Raw genomic sequence first — 19,252 nt, 5'->3', positions numbered from 1 at the left:
GTATCAGGCTTCTACCACCAGGCCGTATTCACGGCTGGCATCCTGAATCCAGAGCCAGATGTAGTCAGCAAAGCTGCGACGAATCACCAGCTCAAACTGCTGTTCAGACTTGCGTCGAACGGTCGCTGTGCTCTTGGCAAACACCGTGGAAACCACTTTGCCTACCGGGAACTCAGACGCGTGCAGATCCACCGGGACACATTTCTTCAGCAGATCCACCACGTTCGGGCCGGACAGCTCAAGTACGGTGGAACCGCCGCTGCCATTAACCAGCGAGTAGTGGCCGGTCATCACGTCGCGGAACTGAGTCTCGATATCAAAGGTCTCCAGACCCGGTACCGTGATCAGCCACTCATCCGGTGACATCCAACGAATAGCATAGTCGCCATTTTCTGCCGATGTCAGTGGCTGCAGTGGCAGCGCCACGCCCAGCACCTTCTCAACAGCAGCAACCTGCTCTGGGTTTTGTGGGTTGCAGCGCAGGGTCAGATGACCCAGCAGCTTCTGTTCACGCAGGGTCACGCCGCCCTGAGTCGGGCCCAGCTTAGCCAAGCCTTCCAGATCAGCGTGGTGCAGCGGAGACTGCCCCTGAATCTCAGCTCCGGGGACCTGATTCATGATCGCCGCTTTCGTGGCTGCAATCTGTTCTGGTGTCAGTACATTCATATCAGACATTTTGACGCTCCCCTTTTGGATCCAGGAAGATCGGGCTGCAAATTTCAGCCTCAATTACAGTGCCATTCGCCAGTGGGTAGTAAACTTTTTCACCCATGCGGTTGAGGCCGCCTTTAACAAATCCCATCGCCACGCTGTGGCCCAGGTTGGCACTCCAGTAGCTGGAAGTGACATGCCCTACCATCGGCATCGGGATCGGTGCTTTCGGATCAAATACACCCTGTGCACCTTCCGGGATCACCACTTTAGGATCGGTGGTTTTCAGGCCGACCAGTTGCTTACGGTCTTCACGTACACAGTCCTCACGGGACATACCGCGCTTACCGATAAAGCTGAACGGTTTCTGGTTGGATACACACCAGCCCATGCCCAGATCGTAAGGGTGAACCGAACCATCGGTGTCCTGACCGGCGATGATGAAACCTTTCTCAGCACGCAGAATGTGCATCGTTTCGGTACCGTATGGGGTCAGGTTGTATTTCTCACCGTGTTCGAACAGTTTTTCCCATACATGCAGACCGTAGTTAGCCTGAACGTTGATCTCGTAAGACAGCTCACCGGTAAAGGAGATCCGGAATACACGCGCCGGAACCCCTGCAACCCTGGTCTGTTTCCAGTCCATGAAGGCAAAGTTTTCATTCGCCAGATCACAGTCAGTCAGTTCAGACAGCAGTTTGCGGCTATTCGGACCAGAGATGGTCAGCGTAGACCAGTGATCGGTCACGGTGTTGAAGTACACCTCCATTTCCGGCCATTCAGTCTGGTGATAAAGCTCCAGCCATTCCAGTACACGGGCAGCACCGCCCGATGTGGTTGTCATCAGGAAGTGGTTCTCGCCGAGGCATGAGGTCACGCCGTCGTCGAAGACCATACCATCTTCACCACACATCAGACCGTAGCGGCATTTGCCCACCGCCAGTTTAGCCCATGCGTTGGTGTAAACACGGCCCAGGAATTCACGTGCATCACGGCCCTGAATATCGATTTTACCCAGTGTGGATGCATCCAGAATGCCAACGGACTCACGGGTCGCCAGACACTCACGGTTCAGCGCGTCCTGCATGCTCTCGCCTGCTTTCGGGTAGTACCATGGACGTTTCCACTGGCCTACATCCTCAAACTTGGCACCCTGCTCCACATGCCACTTGTGCATCGCGGTGTAACGCTTAGGATCGAACAGCTCACCACAGTCACGACCGGCAATCGCACCGAACGTAATCGGCGTGTAGTTCGGGCGGAAGATTGTGGTACCGGTTTCCGGAATCGACTTGTTCAGCGCCGCCGCAGCAATCGCCATACCATTGATGTTACCCAGCTTACCCTGATCGGTACCGAAGCCCATCGCGGTGTAACGCTTAACGTGCTCAATCGACTCATAACCTTCGCGGCACGCCACTTCAATGCCCGCTGCGGTTACGTCTGTCTGATAATCCACAAACTGCTTAGGCGCCTGTGAAGTCGGTTTCAGGTGCGGAATGTGGAACAGGGTCATTGGTGCACCCTCTTTCACCGCTTCCGCTGCCGGCAGAGACACTTCAGATGCGCTGAGGCCCAGCTCATTGATCGCCTGCAGACCTGCGTTCATACCTTCAAACAGGGCTTTACTGGTGGTATAGCTACCGTTAATGCCACCTGCAGTCAGTTGTTTCTGCACGGTAGGTCCCGGCAGGAAACCCACGACATCTTCATTCCATACCGGACGACTGCCGGTGTGGCATGACAGGTGAATGACCGGGCTCCAGCCACCGGAGGAAGCTACAGTATCGGCATTCAGTTTAACCACAGAGCCTGTAACACGATCGCCTTCAGGGCTGATCGGAGCGATCATAACGGAGTTAACACGCTTGCTGCCCTTAACCTCGATTACCGCCGCACCTGTTACCAGATTCAGGCCTCGCTGACGCGCTGCCGCCACCCGGTCACCGGTTGGGTTGGTACGGGTATCAACAACCGCCACCACTTTACGACCCGCATCGTGCCAGTCCAGTGCGGCCTGATAGCCATAATCGTTGGTAGTCATCACCACCAGTTCATTACCCGGCACCACACCGTAACGGTTGATGTAGGTAGAAACCGCGTTAGAGACCATGCAGCCCGGTACGTCGTTGTTGGCGTAAACCAGTGGACGCTCATGCGCGCCGGTCGCCAGCACAACCCACTTGGCACGTACCCGGTGCAGGCGCTGACGCACCTGGCCGTCCGGTGCGCGATCCGCAAAGTGATCGGTGCAACGCTGATGGATCGTCACAAAGTTGTGGTCGTGGTAACCATTTACGGTAGAACGCGGCAGCATCTGAACATCGTTGTAACTGCTCAGCTCTTCAACTACCGAGTTAACCCAATCGGAGGCAGGCTTGCCATCCAGGGTTTCTTTGCTGCTCAGCAGGCTACCGCCGAATTCGCTCTGCTCATCGGCAATAATCACACGGGCACCGCTGCGCGCTACGGTCAGCGCTGCTGCCAGACCCGCAGGGCCTGCACCGACTACCAGTACGTCACAGTGCTGGTTTACCTTGTCGTAGGTATCCGGATCATTTTCCAGAGGCGAACGACCAAGGCCCGCGGCCTTACGAATCATCGACTCGTAGGTATCCCACAAAGACTGCGGAAACATAAAGGTTTTGTAGTAGAAGCCCGGTGGCATCATGCTGCCACCCACTTTACCGACCATGCTCATCACGTCAGTTTCAACGCTCGGCCAGCCGTTAGTGGACTGCGATACCAGACCGTCGAACAGCTCCTGCTGGGTCGCACGGACGTTCGGTACCTGAGTCGCTTCAGTCGCACCGAGCTGCAGTACCGCATTCGGTTCTTCTGCACCCGCCGCAACGATGCCGCGTGGACGGCTGTATTTAAAACTACGACCTACAATATCGATGCCGTTTGCCAGCATCGCTGAGGCCAGCGTATCACCCTGAAAGCCGCTGTAATTTTTGCCGTTGTAGCTGAATTTCAGTGGCTTGGAACGGTCAATTCGACCTCCGTTCTGGAGGCGGTTTTGCTGTGTCATCTCGCCGCTCCTTTACTTAGCAGCAGACTGGGCAACCACGGTTGGCTGTTCCCCAATCTTGTAAACTTCTTTGATTTCGTAAGTCTGGGTGTCGCGGGTCATATTGAAAAACTTGCGACAACCGGCAGCGTGTACCCAAAGCTCATGGTGGATACCACGCGGGTTTTTACGAAAGAACATGTATTCGCCCCACTCTTTGTCGGAGCAGGCTTCCGGGTCCAGTGGACGCGCAATGTGCGCCTGACCAGCCGCGTGGAACTCTTCTTCTTCACGGTATTCGCCACAATGCGGGCAGTAGATATGAAACATCGGATAACCTCCCCTTAGTGTGCTACACCAGCAGCGCCGTGCTCATCGATCAGCGCGCCATTGTGGAATCGGAACATGGAGAATGGCTTAGCCAGCTCATGCATTTCACCTTTCGCCAGAGATGCGGCGAAAACGTTGCCGGAACCCGGCGTCGCTTTAAAGCCACCGGTACCCCAACCACAGTTGAAGAACAGGTTCTTAACCGGGGTGTCACTGATAATCGGACAGGCATCCGGGCAGGTATCTACAATACCGCCCCACTGACGGTTCATGCGCACACGACTGAAGATCGGGAACAGCTCTACAATCGCCTGCACGGTGTGCTCAATCGTCGGGTAGGAACCGCGCTGGCCGTAACCGTTGTAGCCATCGATACCGGCACCGATAACCAGATCGCCCTTATCGGACTGACTGACGTAGCCGTGTACGTGGTTGGACATCACAACGGTGTCCAGAATCGGTTTGATTGGCTCAGATACCAGCGCCTGCAGCGGGTGAGATTCCAGCGGCAGTTCAAAACCAGCCATATTCGCCAGCACACTGGAGTTACCGGCCACAACACAACCTACGCGATCCGCTTTGATCTCGCCGTAACGGTTGGTTTTAACGCCGGTAATGGTGCCATCTTCAATGATCAGGTCAGTCACTTCGGTCTGCTGAATCAGGTCAACACCATGCGCATCCGCACCACGGGCAAAGCCCCAGGCTACCGCATCGTGACGGGCAACACCCGCACGTGGCTGCCAGGATGCACCCATGACCGGGTAACGGGTATTCGCAGAACAATCCATGTGTGGCACCAGTTCCTGAACCTGTTTGGCATCCAGCACTTCGCCGTCGATACCGTTCAGACGGTTAGCGTTTACACGACGCTCGATATCACGCATATCCTGCAGGGTGTGGCCCAGGTTGAGCACTCCGCGCTGGGAGAACATGACGTTGTAGTTCAGGTCCTGAGACAGGCCTTCCCACAACTTCATCGCGTGCTCATACAGGTGAGCTGCTTCATCCCAGAGGTAGTTAGAACGTACGATAGTGGTGTTACGTGCTGTGTTACCACCGCCCAGATAACCCTTCTCGATTACCGCTACGTTGGTCACACCAAACTGCTTCGCCAGATAGTATGCTGTCGCCAGACCGTGGCCACCGCCACCGACAATAATGACGTCATACTTTTTCTTTGGCGTTGGGTTACGCCAGGCGCGCTGCCAGTTTTCATGATGACTCAGACTGTGCTTGAACAGTCCGAAACCTGAATAGTGCTGCATAATATCAGCTCCCGTTCTGGGGCGACCGGCCTCACCAGCCGCCCTATTGTTCTCTAATTTCTGATAACTGGCTTAGCGGTATACTGGGTAATCAGCACACAGCGCCTTCACCTGCTCTTTGACTTCAGCGATCCTGGCTTCCAGCGCTTCTGGCTGATTCAGCACATCCAGAATGTCAGCGATCCAGCCCGCCAGTGTCTGACACTGCGCTTCTTTAAAGCCACGAGTGGTTACAACCGGAGAACCGATACGCAGACCAGAGGTCACAAACGGAGACTGCGGATCGCCCGGTACCGCGTTCTTGTTCACAGTGATGTTGGCGCGACCCAGTGCCGCATCCGCATCTTTACCGGTCAGACCCTGCTTGATCAGGCTCAGCAGGAACAGGTGGTTATCGGTACCGCCGGAAACGATTTCAAAACCGCGCTCCACCAGCACTTCAGCCATCGCATTGGCGTTTTTAACAACCTGCGCCTGGTACTGTTTAAATTCAGGATCCAGCGCTTCTTTAAACGCTACCGCTTTCGCTGCAATCACGTGCATCAGAGGACCGCCCTGACCGCCCGGGAATACGGCAGAATTCAGTTTCTTCTCCAGCTCATTGTCGCGGGAAAGAATCAGACCACCACGTGGACCACGCAGGGTTTTATGGGTGGTGGTGGTAACAACATCAGCAACCGGAACCGGGTTCGGGTAAAGACCCGCCGCTACCAGACCTGCCACGTGAGCCATATCAACAAACAGGTAAGCGCCTACTTTGTCGGCGATATCGCGGAACCGCTGCCAGTCAACCACACGGGAGTAAGCAGAGAAGCCAGCAACGATCATTTTTGGTTTGTGTTCCAGCGCCAGCGCTTCAACCTGATCGTAATCAATCTCACCGGTTGTTTCGTTCAGACCGTACTGAACCGCGTTGTAAATCTTGCCGGAGAAGTTAACGTGGGAACCGTGAGTCAGGTGACCACCGTGGGCCAGACTCATACCCAGCACCGTATCGCCCGGCTCACACAGAGACATGTAAACCGCTGCGTTAGCCTGAGAACCGGAGTGTGGCTGTACGTTGGCGTACTCAGCACCAAACAGCTCTTTTGCACGATCAATCGCCAACTGCTCTACAACGTCGACGTACTCGCAACCACCGTAATAACGCTTCTCCGGATAACCCTCTGCGTACTTGTTGGTCAGCGCCGAACCCTGCGCCTGCATGACACGCGGGCTGGTGTAGTTTTCAGAGGCAATAAGCTCAATATGCTCTTCCTGACGCACTTCTTCTTTACCGATAGCCGCCCAAAGTGCGTCATCGTAGCCCTGAATCTGATCATTCTTCGTAAACATTTAAACCTCCTCACCCAACAGGCGAGATCTAATCGGGTTGTAGTTATTGTTTCCTGTTGATCCTGCTTAAAGCAGTGAGCAACGGTCCGGGAGGTAAACGCCGTTTGGTGCATCTGCGACACAGAGCCCTGACTTCATTACCCTAAGGTTTTGCTAAACAACTCCCATATCAGCCATAGTAACCAGTCTCTGATGCGGCACTATGCTCGTATACGTCTTGCTAATGTCAATTTACGACAGGCCATTCAGATACCCTGAAAAGGGCCTGAAAGACCGCTTTAATAACGCAAAAAAATCAGACTAAACCCAAAAATAACAATAAGTTACAGGCAATCAGCCAGCCTCCAGCCTGAATCCACTTATATAGAAACGGCATCCATTATTCTGCCTGCGACAGCGCAGCATTCTCTGATTGCTGGTTATATTTTGTCCTTGCTAATGTGCGGCAAATTCATTTGCGTGAGATCGCCGCTATGGCAACACAGGTAATTCCACCCCGGGAGAAACTGACCGGCTTTCTGTTTGTGCTCTGCTCCGCTGTCGGATACGGTCTGCAGCCTTTCTTTACTCAGGTTGCCTATGCCGATCAGGCCGACCCGATCGGTTTACTGTTTCTGCGTTTCACCATTGCCAGCGCCCTGATGCTGGGCTGGATCAGCCTGCGTCGCCTGCCCATGCCGCCGCTGAAACATTGCCTGCAATATCTGTTGGTTGGCCTCGGCTACTCCGGTGCGGCGATGGGTTACTACAACGCCAGCTACAGCACCTCATTCAGCCTGGCGGTGATTCTGATGTTCTCGTTTCCGGCATTTGTGGTGCTGTTTTCTGTCGTGGTACTCAAAGAGCCGCTGACCCGCAGCAACATCCTTTGTATTGCATTGGCACTCAGCGGCGTGGCGGTCACCGCCGGTATGGATCTGCAGGGCGATATGAAAGGGATTCTCTGGGCGCTGTTTGCCGCATTCAGCTACGGCAGCGCGATTATTTACGGTTCGCATAAGGCAGGTCCCGGCTACCCGCTTCAGTCTGCTTGTCTGGTACTGCTGGGGTGCATGCTGACCTTTGCCGTGGCCAGCACTCTTCAGGAGGTGAGCTGGCCCGCCACACAGGTAGGCTGGAACGCCATTATCGGTCTGGCCCTGTTCGGCACGATTCTGCCCATTGCCACCTTCATCGTCGGCTCACCCAAAACCGGCGCCGCCAATGCATCGATTATCTCCACGCTGGAGCCGGTGGTGGCGATCATCATTGCGGTTACTCTGATCGGCGAACCGCTGAGCAATAATGTGCTGTTCGGTGGTTGCCTGGTGGTGATGGCAACCCTGATTCTGCTACGCAGTCAGACCAAGGCCAGAAATTAGAGGACCAGACAGGTGCAATACGCTTCGCTATTGCACCCTACGGATTGAGCGCCTATTTGAATTAAACGCGCAGGCCGGGTTAGCGCAGCCTGACCCGGTAGTTCGTCGGTTCCGGTGGCATGCATACGATTTAAAACATTAACAATGCGGTGCAATACGCTCTGCTATTGCACCCTACGGATTGAGCGCCTCTTTGAATTAAACGCACTAACCCGGTAGCTCACCGGGCCGGCGCACGTCATTCAGAGCCAGCGCAACGCTGCTTCGATAACCGTGTCCATTCGTTTCTCCAGCACCCGGTTGTAGCGACTGCAGAGATAGAGCGTTTCGCTGACCGGCTCGGGGAGCTGATGAACCCGTATCTGATCAGGGCAGTCAAAGGCTTCAACCGCGTGGGCCGGTAATACCGTAAAGCCCAACCCCAGACTGACCGGCTTCAGAATCAGTCCAACCTGATTTGAGAAGCCCCTGAAAGGAAACTGCTGAACGTGCTGAAACTCCGGATAATTGGCCGCCAGTAACAGACCAGCATGATGCTCACCATCCGGGTGACCGATAAACCCCATTTCCAGCAGACGCGCCCAATCCGGATGCTCTACAGTATCTGGCGTTACCAGCAACAGAGGCTCATGCGCTATGACTCTGCTGCAGACCCCGGCCTGCATCGACTTGGATGTCATGAAGCCAATATCAATCGCCGATTCTACAATCGCTCGCTCAACATCCGAATTGGGAGCAAACCGATAATCGATAGCAAGACCCGGATGCCTGCTCTGTAATGCAAGGAGATGCGGATACAGTTTAAGCCCGACACTGCCCGGCGACATCAGTCGCACAACCCCTTCATAGGGTGCATCTTCACGCACCTTTTGCTCCAGATTGGATAACGCCTGCAGAATCTCCCTGGATTCCCTGTAGAGCTTTTGCCCCGCCCCTGTCAAAGAGAATTGCTTACCCTCTCTTAACAGCAGTTCAGTGCCCAACTGCTCCTCCAGTTTACGCACATGCTGACTGACGCCGGACTGAGTCATATGAAGACGTTCGGCGGTGCGGGTAAAGTGGCCTACTTCCACCAATGTGCAGAAGCTGCGCAGGCAATTAACATTAATCATCACGCTTAATTATCATAAAAATAATAAATGATAATTTTATCTAATGAATGGATGTTTGTAACCTGTGCTCAACCCGATAAGAGGAGGAGATAAACATGAGCAACACCTACCCAAGAAGTTTTTCACACATCGGTATCTCTGTACCGGATCTTGAGAAAGCCGTTAAGTTTTATACTGAAGTGCTGGGCTGGTATCTCATTATGAGCCCCACAGAGATTACTGAAGATGACAGCGCCATCGGCGAGATGTGTACCGATGTTTTCGGTGCCGGCTGGAAACGTTTCAGAATTGCACACCTGTCCACCGGGGACAGAATAGGTGTGGAACTCTTTCAGTTCGATAACCAGACCAATCCGGAAGACAACTTTGAATACTGGAAAACCGGGATCTTTCATTTCTGCGTACAGGATCCCAATGTGGAAGAACTGGCAGATCGTATCGTTGCAGCGGGAGGCAAACGACGCATGGAGAAACCCCGATACTATTATCCGGGTGAAAAGCCTTACCGTATGATCTACATGGAAGATCCGTTTGGAAACATTCTGGAGATCTACAGCCACAGCTATGAGCTGATCTACAGTGCCGGCGCCTATTAAGCCAGATCTGGCGGTGCAATACGCTCTGCTATTGCATCCTACGGATTGAACGCCCTTTGAATTAAGCATGCGGCCGGGTTAGCGCAGCCTGACACGGCAGTTCGTCGATTCGGGTGGCACGCATACGATTGAAGACATGAACAATGCCGGTGCAATAGGCTTGCTATTGCACCCTGCCCCCCGCTGATTTTCAGACAAAAAAAACCACCCCGGAGGGTGGTAAAAAAGACCCGTAGTAACGAGCTAGAGCGAGGCATGCCAGGGGTTTCCTGGGGTGAGGTGGGGGCACGGAATCGGGCTGCGACTATCCGGGACAGCAGCCGGGCATCCGTACCTGAGCCTTCAGAACAGGTACCGGCTATGGAAGCGGAGATGCTGTTCTATGAAGGATGCGATAAAAAAGTAGCTGTGGTCATAACCGGGCTGCATCCGCATCTCAAACACGATATCGCTGGAAGCCACGGTACGTACCAGTTCATCCGGGCGTAGCTGGGTGGTCAGATACTCATCCAGTGAACCCTGATCGATCAGTACCGGCGGCACTTCCTTCGCGTACTGAATCAGTTTGCAGGTGTCATATTCTTCCCAGGTCGCCGGGTCATTACCCAGATAAGCAGCAAAGGCTTTCTGCCCCCAGGGCACCCGGGTCGGATTGCAGATCGGGCTGAATGCGGAAACCGATACGAACTTGTCCGGATTTTTCAGTGCGATGGTCAATGCGCCGTGCCCACCCATGGAGTGGCCGCTGATCGCTGCTTTTCCGGTCACCTGAAAATGCTGCTGAACAATCGTCGTCAGCTCATTAACAATGTAATCGTACATCCGGTAGTTTTTCGCCCAGGGCTCCTGAGTGGCGTTCAGGTAGAAGCCTGCCCCCTGCCCCAGATCATAAGACTCATCGTCTGCAACCGCTTCACCGCGCGGGCTGGTATCCGGAACAACAATGGCGATACCCAGTTCAGCGGCAACCCGCTGGGCACCGGCTTTCTGCACAAAGTTCTGATCGGTGCAGGTCAGGCCGGAGAGCCAGTACAAAACCGGCACCGCCTGACACTCTTCATACTGAGGCGGCAGATAAACCGAAAACTGCATATCACATCCCAGCACTTCAGACGCATGCTGATACTGCTGCTGCCATCCACCAAAACTACGAACACTGCTTAGCTGTTGCATCTAAAATTGACCTCTGCGACGGATCTGATCTTTGCATTCAGTGCCGGACACTTCATCGGGCACTTCAGATTCAGAGCAAGACTAACTCGCAAAATTGATCAACGTTTATCCGAAAGCGACATATGATCGATAATCTGCGCGGGAGAAAAGGAAACCATTACACCGCCTTCTCAGGCGCTATTTACCTTTCTTTACAATCTCCGGGCTGAGGAGATGTAGTGAGTTAAATAAATTAATGGCATGATCTTCGGAACAAGAAAACAAGGAGATTTTCGCAATGAAGCACCTGACAAAAGCCGCACTATGTACTCTGTTCACCGCAACCATCGCGCTGCCTGCCGTGGCCGAAACACCCTTTGAAGACCAGATTGAAGCCCGCCAGTCCTATTTTCAGGTTCTGAAGCACAACATGGGCCTGCTCGGCTCGATGGTGAAAGGAAAACGGGATTATGACCCGGCCATCGCCGACGCCGCTGCTAAGGATATCTATCTGCTGAGCCAGCTTAACAACACCCTGATGTGGCCAGCCGGGTCCGATCTGGAACAGGCAGAAACTAAAGCCAAACCTGAAATCTGGCAGAACGGCGCCGACGTACAGGAGAAGTTCAAAGCACTGAATACCGCCGCCGAGCAACTGGCTGCGAATGCAGGTCAGGGTGCCGATGCGCTGAAGAAGAGCTTTGGCCCGGTCGGTAAATCCTGCAAATCCTGCCACGATGATTACCGCGCCAAGTAAGTTGTCATGACTATCCGGCCTCAGGCGTCATGCTGAGGCCTCTATTCCACAGGCAGCACAATTTATGTCTTCAATGATTAAAATCTGGGATCTGCCCACCCGTCTGTTTCACTGGTCACTCGCCTCGCTGTTTGTCTTTATGATCGTCAGCGGTAACAGTGATGATATGGTGGAGTGGCATTTTTATGCTGGCTACCTGCTTTCAGGGCTTCTGCTGTTCCGGGTGCTCTGGGGCCTGCTGGGTACCCGCTACGCCCGCTTCAGCTCCTTTGTCTTCCATCCGGGAGAGACCCTCAGCTATCTGAAAAGCCTGTTCAGTTCAGAACACCGGGCTTATGCCGGACACAATCCGATCGGCGGGCTGATGGTGTTTGCCCTGCTGCTATTACTGGCGGTTCAGTCCGTTACCGGCATGATGTCCACCGACGATATTATCTGGTACGGCCCGCTGTACAATCTGGTCGATGAGGAAACCGCCGGACTGGCCGGCTATATACATCACGAACTGCAACTGATTCTGCAACTGCTGGTCGGACTGCATATTTTCGCGATTATCTACCACAAGGTTCGCTTTAAGGAATCGCTGGCACCGGCAATGCTTCACGGTAAAAAGTCCCACGCCGAAAGCGCCCAACCGCATGAAGGCATTAGCTGGATCAAGCTGTCACTGGCGGCAGGCAGCGGCAGCGCCCTCAGTTATTATCTGTTTACGCTGCCCATCTGATTCTGGCCCGCCTCCCTGATCTCAGGGTGGGGGCTGTGTTTAAACAGCCCCCTCACATGCTTACCTTCGCTCATCAGAGTACCCGCCGAAGCGCCTGCATGGGCTGTAGCACCTACCAGAGAACAATTGTTCAAATTTAGTGCACGACATAAGTCTAAATTATGCGTTTCAGGGCTTTATCCTTAACTAACAATGCGTTACTAATACCCTAGAGACTACAATAAATTGTTGTTACAGAGCTTAATCAGGGCTCTTCTTAACCTGATTCTGATGCGGTGAATCCACTTCGCGTGTTCACATCCTGTGTCGTAACCATCAGACCGGCTTATCCAGCCCATGCCCTATTACCCGGAGGATCGCAGGATGAAATATATAATCTCCAAGGAACTTGAAGCTCAGGGCAGGCTCTACCACAGCGCCCCGCTTGAGAAGTCTGAATGCGAATACTTTCACACGCAGGTTTTACCCTGCTTAACCCCTGTCAGTGATCAACGCTACATCCAGAGTTTTTCTATCTTCAAGGAAACCCATGCACGCTGGAGCTATGTGCTTTGTGAAGACAAGCTCTACCAGTGCGTACTCTGGCCACCGGGATTAATCGTTCTGGAGTTCAGCCCGGAGGGCAAGATCCGGGCCGCAGCATTTAACAGCCTGCGCCCGGATCACAACGCCAGCGATGAGGCGTGGGATGACTACGACGAAACCACAGACCCTCAGTACAATCTGGTCTTTGAGGCCTGGGATGCCACATATGATGACTGGGCGTACCGGCAAAACCATTTCAGCCCGGCCAGCCCGGAAGAACTGGCGCTACAGCATCGCTGTCTGCGCCATATCGACAGACTTGTTCAGCAGGTAGAGGCGCTGCATCAGGTCAACCCGGACAGTTTTATCCCCTTCTGCAAGCAGAATATACAGACGTGGTGCGACCGCTTTCTGGCCAGCATCGGGCAGGCTTCCTGAGCGGCCCGATGCACAGCAGATTAACCGGGCTCACTCTGCACCGAAGGCAGCGCCGGTTCCGCATCGGCCGTGGGTTGATCTCCCTCCCGCGATGGCAGAAACAGAGATTTAAGGTCCTCCAGCAGCATCAGATTTACCGGCACCATGATCAGCGTGATCAGGGTGGCAAACAAAATACCAAAACCCAGCGAAACCGCCATAGGAATCAGGAACTGCGCCTGTACCGCTTTCTCAAACAGCAACGGCAGCAAACCTAGGAAGGTCGTCAGCGATGTCAGTATTACCGGTCGGAACCGCGCAGCACCGGCCATGAGTACCGCCTGATACGCCGCATCGTGTGAACCCAGACGCGATTTTAATTCTGCCTGACGACGATTGGTAAACTCCACCAGTACCAGACTGTCGTTCACCACCACACCGATCAGCGCCATCAGCCCCAGCAGGCTCATAATGGTCAGATCCATTCCCATAATCCAGTGCCCGACCACCGCACCGATCGCGCCGAAAGGAATGATCGACATCACGATCAGCGGCTGCAGATAGGAGCGGAACGGAATCGCCAGCAAGCTGTAGATGGCAAAGAATACAAACACCAGACCCAGCCCCATGGAGGAGAACGATTCTTCCTGTTCACGCGCTTCACCTTCGAGGCTGTAGCCGGCCCCCGGATACTGCAGCATCAGCTCATCCAGATAGCTGGCCAGATCCCGGTACAATACGGTGGTATTGGTGCTCTCTTTATCCAGATCAGCGACCACACTCACAGTACGCTGCTGATTGATCCGGTAGATCGCCGAAGCGCCCCGACCCGGTACCAGTTGCGCTACCTCATCCAGCGGCACCAGACCGGTGTCGGTTTCGATCTGCACGTTGCGCAGGTTACTGATCGCCTGACGCTCTGTATCCGGCAGGCGAACCATCACCCGGACCTCATCCCGGCCACGCTGAATCCGCTGCACCTCAATACCAAAGAAGTTATTCCGTACCTGACTGATAATCGCATCGCGCGTCAGACCCAGCGCATACGCCTGCGGTTTGAGTTCGATCTGCAACTCTTCTTTACCGTCAGACAGGTTGTCACTGATATCGAACAGGCTCGGATACTCCGCCAGACGCTGCTTCACCTGTTCCGCCATCGCCGTCAGGTCAGCGACGCTGCCGGAACTGAGACGGATATCCACCGGGTCTCCGCCACGTCCGAGCTCAGCGCGATAGATCAGGGATTCAGCTCCCGGCACCTCGCCGATCATCTCACGCCATTCCTGCACCAGACGTGCAGTACTCAGTTCCGGATCACGCTTCTCAGAAGGGGTCAGTTCAAACCGCACCCGCCCCTCTTCTGCGCTGCCACCATCGCCGGTGGTGGAGTAGATATTCTGTACCACGCTCTCGCCGGTTTCCTGATTACGGTAACGCTCCTGCAGGGTACGGGCCGCGGCGACCATCCTGACGATCGTTCTGTCGGTCACCTCAAACGGCGTACCGGAAGGCATAGTCAGCGTGGCACGCGCCGTGTCGCTCTGAATGCGCGGGAAAAAGACAAACTGGCTCCAGCCACTGAAGATCATCGCCAGAATCAGCACAAAGGTGCCACTGAACAGCGACAGGGTGGTCAGCCGGTGTTTCAGCGCCAGCGCCAGTAACGGCTGGTAATAACGCAGAACCGAGCGTTCAAAACCATCGGCAAAACTTTTCTGCCAGCGCGAAAATCCGCTGCTCTGTTGCTCTTTGCGCAAACGGATATGCTTGAGATGGGATGGCAATACCAGTTTCGACTCGATCAGGGAGAACAACAGAACCGGAATCACCACAAAGGGGATCTGCGAGAAAATGGGCCCGCGGGCCCCCTCGATAAAGGCAATCGGCAGAAACGCGGCCACCGTAGTCAGCACACCGAAAGTAACCGGTACCGAGACCTCCTGAGTGCCGCGAATGGCTGCCTGCAGGCTGTTCTCGGCCGATTGCATATGGGTATAGACATTTTCTCCGGTAACAATCGCATCATCGACCACGATTCCCAGCACCAGAATAAAACCAAACAGGGACATAATGTTCAGGCTGACACCAAACATCGGCAGCAGCATAAACGCGCCCATAAAGCTCACCGGGATACCAAGAAATACCCAGAAGGCGATCGACGGACGCAGAAACAGAGTCAGTAGCAGCAATACCAGAATACCGCCCTGAGCCGCGTTGCTGATCAGCAGATTCAGACGGCCCTTAACGATCTCTGAGTCGTCATCCCAGTACTGCATCTGCAGGCCTCGCGGCAGATCATCCTGACGCGACTCCACGTAGGCCTTCACTTTATCTGCCACACCAATGGCACTCTGGCTGCCAACCCGGTACACCTCCAGCATCACCGCCAGCTCGCCGTTGAACCGGCTGCGCAGTGCAGTCTCTTCAAAGCCATCGCTGACGCTGGCAATATCACTCAGGTGCAGCAATCCACCATCGGCCTGCGTTTTAACCACCACCGACTCAAATTCATCGCGCTGATACGCCTGACCTTTGGCGCGAATCAGAATGTCACCGCCGATGGTTTTTACATTCCCGGCGGAGAGATCCAGCGAGCTCTCGGCGATTCGGTCTGCCACTTCTTCCAGTGTCAGGTCGTATTCACGCAGGCGATCTTTGGAGATCTCGATAGCGATCTCATAATCCCGGATACCCGCCAGCTCCAACTGGCTGATACCGTCTATTCGCAACAGGTCATCACGCACCCCTTCGGCATAACTGCGCAGCTCGCGCTCAGTCAGATCACCCGACAGGGCAACCGTAATGACCTCACGGGTGCGGGTCGCCAGTGCCACCACCGGTTTCTCTGCCTGTTCCGGAAAGGAGCTGATCTCATCGACCCGGGCTTTTACATCGGCCAGCAGGTCACGCGGATCATAGCCATCTTCCACCTCGATGGTGACGGTGGTGCCGCCCTCAACCGAGCGGCTGGTCAGCTCTTCGATCCCTTCCAGATCAGACACTGCATCCTCAATCCGGGTGGCCAGACCGCTTTCTGCATCTTCCGGGCTGGCACCACGCAGGCTGACACTGACACTGATCGTGTCCGCTTCAACACTGGGAAATACCTCCAGCGGAATCCGGTAGTTAAGCGAGATCAGGCCCGCCAGCACAATGCCAAGCATCAGAAGATTAGCGGCCACATGATTTCGGGCAAACCAGGCGATCATGACGGGTCTCCTGCCTTCTTAGCCGCAGCCTGCGGCACTTTACCCTGTTCTGCCAGCGCGGGCTGGCGGATACTGACCGGTGTTCCCGAGACCACCTGTCCCAGTGTGGTCAGTACCAGTTGATCCCCGGCCTGCAATCCTTCACTGATCAGTGCCTGCTGTTCATCCTGCCAGCCGATCCGGATATCCCGGCGCTGTACAACACCCTCAGCAACCACGTAGACATAGCTGCCCTGATAGATCACCCGATTAGAGATAACAATGGCATTGCTCAGGGTGCGGCCCTGAATCCGGGCCTGCACATACTGACCAATCTTCAACGGCACCCGCCCTTCAGCGCGACTGCCATAGGGGTCATTAATCTGCGCCAGAACATAGAGCTGACGGCTGTCTTCATCGATCGCTCCCTCAGTCTGCACCACCTGCCCCTGCCACGCTTCATGGCCGATCAGGTCAGAGATAAAGCTCACCTGAGGCAGAGATTCGGTAACCGGGTCGCTGTAGCGGTAACGTTCTGGCAGCTCGACATAGGCCAGATCACGGCTCTGAATCGGCAACCGGACTTCGACATAATCCACTGCGTAAAGTGTTGCCAGTGTGGTGCCAGTCGCCACGACCTGCCCGCGATCCACAGACTTTTCCAGTACCCGGCCGGCATAAGGTGCGCGGATATGGGTGCGCTCCAGATTCAGCTCAGCCTGAGTAACCGCGGCCTGCGCCGAGGCCAGACTGGCTTTCGCAGCCTGCAACTGAGGCACGCGTGCGACCCGGTCCGGGGCATTGCCGCTGTACCCCAGCCGTTTCCAGTCCGCTTTTGCCTGTTCACTCTGGGCCTGCTCTTCACTCAGGGTCTGGCGGGCACTGGCCAGTGCTGCGCGGGCTTCACTCAATGCGACCTGATAATCCCGGTCGTCGATCCGCAACAGCTCATCGCCGGCTTCAAAGAAGCCACCGGCACGCAGATCCGGGTTGATCCAGACAATCTCCCCGGCCACCTGCGGCAGCAGTTCGCTCTGAGTCCGCGGCTGTACCCGGCCATAACTCTCCACCCAGATCGGAAAGTCCTCAGGCGTCACCGTTTCCACCTCCACACTGATCGCCGCACTGCGTTTAACCGCCATGCGCGGCGCTTCCGGTGGGTGACTGAAGACAAAGTAACTGGCGCCACCCAGCACGCTGATCACCAGCAGTGGCAATAATTTTCTGATCATGAGTCTGACGCCTCCGATTCGGCGAGGGAGATAGTGTTAGCGGATTCAGGCTGAAAGCTGCCGCCCAGCGCCTGAGCCAGACCGATGCGGTTTTGCAGCATGGTCCGGCGCAGGGAGATGATTTCGGTCTGGGCGTCCAGCGATCGACGCCGTGCCTCCAGCACGGTGGTATAGGTTTCAAGGCCACGCTGATAGCGCTCAAACGCCAACTGTTCAGCCTGATCAGCATTGCTGCGGGCTGCCAGATACAGTGCATGGCGTTGTTTCAGTGTTGCACGCTGATCGAGGGCGTTCTCCACCTCAGTAAAGGCGCTGTAGAGGTCATTCAGATAGCTGCTTTCCAGCTCCTGGCGCACGGCCAGTTGCTGAGCTTCCGTCGCTTCCAGACGCCCCGCATCAAACAGAGTCTGAACCAGCGATGCGCCCAGACTCCAGGCCAGACCGCCCCCGCTGACCAGCTCCGACAGGGCACTGCTGCTACCCCCATAGGCAGCACTCAGACTGAACGAGGGATAACGCGCACTATGCGCCGCGGCAAGGGCCTGATCGGCGGCCAGCAGGCTGAGCCAACTGGCCTGCAGATCGGGACGACGCAGCAGCATCCCGGAAGACAACAGCGGCATCTGCTCCTCTTCGGTCAGCGCCAGACTCGCTTCTGTAATCAGCGCAGCCTGCGGATAGCGCCCCAATAGCTGCTCCAGTGCCCGGCGACTTTCCGCCAGCGTCTGCTGCTGTTCCGCTACGGTTGAGTTCTGCGCATTCAGATCATTGCGCGCCAGAAACAGATCAAGCGCTTCATACAGCCCCTGACGGTAACCCGATTCGATCACCGCCAGATCACTTTCCAGAGTTGCGCTGCGCTCGGTGTAAAGTTGCAGCAAGAGCTGTGCTTCCTGTAACTCAAACCAACGGTTCGCGACAGAGACCGCCAGCTCCTCTTCCGCCTGACGCAGCTCTGCCGTTGCAGCGACAAATTCCAGTTGCGTCTGGCGTTGCCGCGCCCCCAGTTCACCCCACAGGTCCGGGTCCCAGCTTAATTCGCTATTCAGGGTGAGTGATCCGTCTGCATTCTCCGCGCGCTCAGCGCCGAGGCTCAGCGCCAGATCGGGATAGCGATCAGCATCCGAAATACGCAGAGCCTGCCGGGCCTGCTCCAGACGCGCCTGTGCCGCAGCCAGCTCCGGATTAGACTGCAAAGCCTCAGCCACCAGTTGTGTCAGTTGCGGATCATTCAGTTCTGTCAGCCATCCTGATAGCTGCGAACTGCGGTTATCAGTCCGGCTCCACTGTTCCGGCATATGGCTGACAGGATCGACCTTAAGCGTCTGGGGAGTGACACAGCCGGTCAGCATCAAACTCAGCAGCATCGTTGTCAGAAGGCGCGAGCGCCAGAGAGGCGTTTCCTGCCTGCCTCTGCCGGGCTGAGCAACAGCACCAGACAAAAGGTAATACGAATTATTGTCCACTTAACTCTCACCATGAGTCTTATTTATTAACAGTAATGCTAAAGCTACAGGGTGAAAGTGAAAGCGGTTTTACACATCTTTACGCCCTTTACAGATCGTTAACCCGTGCAGCGCTGAATCCGGTC

General features: G+C 55.2%; 15 protein-coding genes. 5 read left to right on the top strand and 10 right to left on the bottom strand.

Features of this window, described 5'->3' with window-relative positions; all coding sequences use genetic code 11:
* Positions 1-3: 3 nt before the first annotated feature.
* The 5 genes from QUD59_RS14675 to glyA all read right to left on the bottom strand — a co-directional run bounded on the left by QUD59_RS14675 (position 4) and on the right by glyA (position 6,597).
* Complete coding sequence (locus tag QUD59_RS14675) at positions 4-675, bottom strand: sarcosine oxidase subunit gamma (RefSeq protein WP_286237887.1); 672 nt, start codon at positions 673-675, stop codon at positions 4-6.
* Positions 668-3,685 carry a sarcosine oxidase subunit alpha gene (locus tag QUD59_RS14670; RefSeq protein WP_286237886.1) on the bottom strand — a complete coding sequence of 1,006 codons (3,018 nt, stop codon included), beginning with the start codon at positions 3,683-3,685 and terminating at the stop codon, positions 668-670. Before QUD59_RS14670 ends, QUD59_RS14675 begins: the two co-directional genes overlap by 8 nt.
* Positions 3,686-3,697: 12 nt before the next feature.
* Positions 3,698-3,994, bottom strand: a complete 297-nt coding sequence (locus QUD59_RS14665; protein WP_286237885.1) for a sarcosine oxidase subunit delta — start codon at positions 3,992-3,994, stop codon at positions 3,698-3,700.
* A gap of 14 nt (positions 3,995-4,008) precedes the next feature.
* Positions 4,009-5,262 (bottom strand): sarcosine oxidase subunit beta family protein, encoded by a 1,254-nt coding sequence (locus QUD59_RS14660; protein ID WP_286237884.1) that lies wholly within the window; start codon positions 5,260-5,262, stop codon positions 4,009-4,011.
* 72 nt (positions 5,263-5,334) lie between these two features.
* The gene (gene glyA / locus QUD59_RS14655; protein ID WP_286237882.1) at positions 5,335-6,597 is read right to left on the bottom strand and encodes a serine hydroxymethyltransferase; all 1,263 of its coding nucleotides are present in this window, start codon (positions 6,595-6,597) and stop codon (positions 5,335-5,337) included.
* A 473-nt stretch (positions 6,598-7,070) separates the two neighbouring features.
* Here glyA and QUD59_RS14650 point away from each other — a divergent pair, with 473 nt between their 5' ends.
* Positions 7,071-7,958, top strand: a complete 888-nt coding sequence (locus QUD59_RS14650) for a DMT family transporter (RefSeq protein WP_286237881.1) — start codon at positions 7,071-7,073, stop codon at positions 7,956-7,958.
* A 242-nt stretch (positions 7,959-8,200) separates the two neighbouring features.
* Here QUD59_RS14650 and QUD59_RS14645 read toward each other — a convergent pair whose 3' ends face one another.
* Positions 8,201-9,070, bottom strand: coding sequence for a LysR family transcriptional regulator (locus tag QUD59_RS14645; RefSeq protein ID WP_286237879.1), 870 nt, complete (start codon positions 9,068-9,070; stop codon positions 8,201-8,203).
* Positions 9,071-9,165: 95 nt separating this feature from the next.
* Between QUD59_RS14645 and QUD59_RS14640 the strand changes: the two genes are divergently transcribed.
* A complete protein-coding gene (locus QUD59_RS14640; protein ID WP_286237878.1) occupies positions 9,166-9,666 on the top strand; it encodes a lactoylglutathione lyase family protein in 501 nt (166 codons plus the stop codon).
* A gap of 342 nt (positions 9,667-10,008) precedes the next feature.
* On the opposite strand, the gene fghA is transcribed toward QUD59_RS14640, so the two are convergent.
* Entirely contained in the window at positions 10,009-10,839 is an 831-nt protein-coding gene (gene fghA, locus QUD59_RS14635) for an S-formylglutathione hydrolase (RefSeq protein WP_286237877.1), read from the bottom strand.
* A gap of 277 nt (positions 10,840-11,116) precedes the next feature.
* On the opposite strand from fghA, the gene QUD59_RS14630 reads away from it, so the two are divergent.
* The 3 genes from QUD59_RS14630 to QUD59_RS14620 all read left to right on the top strand — a co-directional run bounded on the left by QUD59_RS14630 (position 11,117) and on the right by QUD59_RS14620 (position 13,262).
* Positions 11,117-11,575 (top strand): c-type cytochrome, encoded by a 459-nt coding sequence (locus QUD59_RS14630; RefSeq protein WP_286237876.1) that lies wholly within the window; start codon positions 11,117-11,119, stop codon positions 11,573-11,575.
* 64 nt (positions 11,576-11,639) lie between these two features.
* A complete protein-coding gene (locus QUD59_RS14625) occupies positions 11,640-12,299 on the top strand; it encodes a cytochrome b/b6 domain-containing protein (protein WP_286237875.1) in 660 nt (219 codons plus the stop codon).
* Positions 12,300-12,662: 363 nt separating this feature from the next.
* Complete coding sequence (locus QUD59_RS14620; RefSeq protein ID WP_286237874.1) at positions 12,663-13,262, top strand: hypothetical protein; 600 nt, start codon at positions 12,663-12,665, stop codon at positions 13,260-13,262.
* A 20-nt stretch (positions 13,263-13,282) separates the two neighbouring features.
* On the opposite strand, the gene QUD59_RS14615 is transcribed toward QUD59_RS14620, so the two are convergent.
* The 3 genes from QUD59_RS14615 to QUD59_RS14605 are packed head-to-tail and all read right to left on the bottom strand — an operon-like array spanning position 13,283 to position 19,127.
* Positions 13,283-16,450 carry an efflux RND transporter permease subunit gene (locus tag QUD59_RS14615; RefSeq protein WP_286237873.1) on the bottom strand — a complete coding sequence of 1,056 codons (3,168 nt, stop codon included), beginning with the start codon at positions 16,448-16,450 and terminating at the stop codon, positions 13,283-13,285.
* On the bottom strand, positions 16,447-17,661 hold the full coding sequence (locus tag QUD59_RS14610; protein WP_286237872.1) for an efflux RND transporter periplasmic adaptor subunit: 1,215 nt from the start codon (positions 17,659-17,661) through the stop codon (positions 16,447-16,449). The genes QUD59_RS14615 and QUD59_RS14610 overlap by 4 nt, the downstream gene beginning before the upstream one ends.
* The gene (locus tag QUD59_RS14605; RefSeq protein WP_286237871.1) at positions 17,658-19,127 is read right to left on the bottom strand and encodes an efflux transporter outer membrane subunit; all 1,470 of its coding nucleotides are present in this window, start codon (positions 19,125-19,127) and stop codon (positions 17,658-17,660) included. Before QUD59_RS14605 ends, QUD59_RS14610 begins: the two co-directional genes overlap by 4 nt.
* Positions 19,128-19,252: the final 125 nt, after the last annotated feature.

It is taken from the genome of Neptuniibacter halophilus (genome assembly GCF_030295765.1).
GTDB classification, from domain to species: domain Bacteria; phylum Pseudomonadota; class Gammaproteobacteria; order Pseudomonadales; family Balneatricaceae; genus Neptuniibacter; species Neptuniibacter halophilus.
The sequence above is the reverse complement of the archived record's forward strand: the minus strand, read 5'-3'. Positions and strand labels throughout refer to the sequence as shown.

What these genes read in the sequence shown, in the direction of transcription:
- QUD59_RS14625 (WP_286237875.1), top strand. Translation starts at nt 11,640, where the DNA reads ATGTCTTCAATGATTAAAATCTGGGATCTGCCCACCCGTCTGTTTCAC.
- QUD59_RS14660 (WP_286237884.1), bottom strand. Translation starts at nt 5,262, where the DNA reads ATGCAGCACTATTCAGGTTTCGGACTGTTCAAGCACAGTCTGAGTCAT.
- QUD59_RS14675 (WP_286237887.1), bottom strand. Translation starts at nt 675, where the DNA reads ATGTCTGATATGAATGTACTGACACCAGAACAGATTGCAGCCACGAAA.
- fghA (WP_286237877.1), bottom strand. Translation starts at nt 10,839, where the DNA reads ATGCAACAGCTAAGCAGTGTTCGTAGTTTTGGTGGATGGCAGCAGCAG.
- QUD59_RS14650 (WP_286237881.1), top strand. Translation starts at nt 7,071, where the DNA reads ATGGCAACACAGGTAATTCCACCCCGGGAGAAACTGACCGGCTTTCTG.
- QUD59_RS14645 (WP_286237879.1), bottom strand. Translation starts at nt 9,070, where the DNA reads ATGATTAATGTTAATTGCCTGCGCAGCTTCTGCACATTGGTGGAAGTA.
- glyA (WP_286237882.1), bottom strand. Translation starts at nt 6,597, where the DNA reads ATGTTTACGAAGAATGATCAGATTCAGGGCTACGATGACGCACTTTGG.
- QUD59_RS14630 (WP_286237876.1), top strand. Translation starts at nt 11,117, where the DNA reads ATGAAGCACCTGACAAAAGCCGCACTATGTACTCTGTTCACCGCAACC.
- QUD59_RS14615 (WP_286237873.1), bottom strand. Translation starts at nt 16,450, where the DNA reads ATGATCGCCTGGTTTGCCCGAAATCATGTGGCCGCTAATCTTCTGATG.
- QUD59_RS14670 (WP_286237886.1), bottom strand. Translation starts at nt 3,685, where the DNA reads ATGACACAGCAAAACCGCCTCCAGAACGGAGGTCGAATTGACCGTTCC.
- QUD59_RS14665 (WP_286237885.1), bottom strand. Translation starts at nt 3,994, where the DNA reads ATGTTTCATATCTACTGCCCGCATTGTGGCGAATACCGTGAAGAAGAA.
- QUD59_RS14620 (WP_286237874.1), top strand. Translation starts at nt 12,663, where the DNA reads ATGAAATATATAATCTCCAAGGAACTTGAAGCTCAGGGCAGGCTCTAC.
- QUD59_RS14610 (WP_286237872.1), bottom strand. Translation starts at nt 17,661, where the DNA reads ATGATCAGAAAATTATTGCCACTGCTGGTGATCAGCGTGCTGGGTGGC.
- QUD59_RS14640 (WP_286237878.1), top strand. Translation starts at nt 9,166, where the DNA reads ATGAGCAACACCTACCCAAGAAGTTTTTCACACATCGGTATCTCTGTA.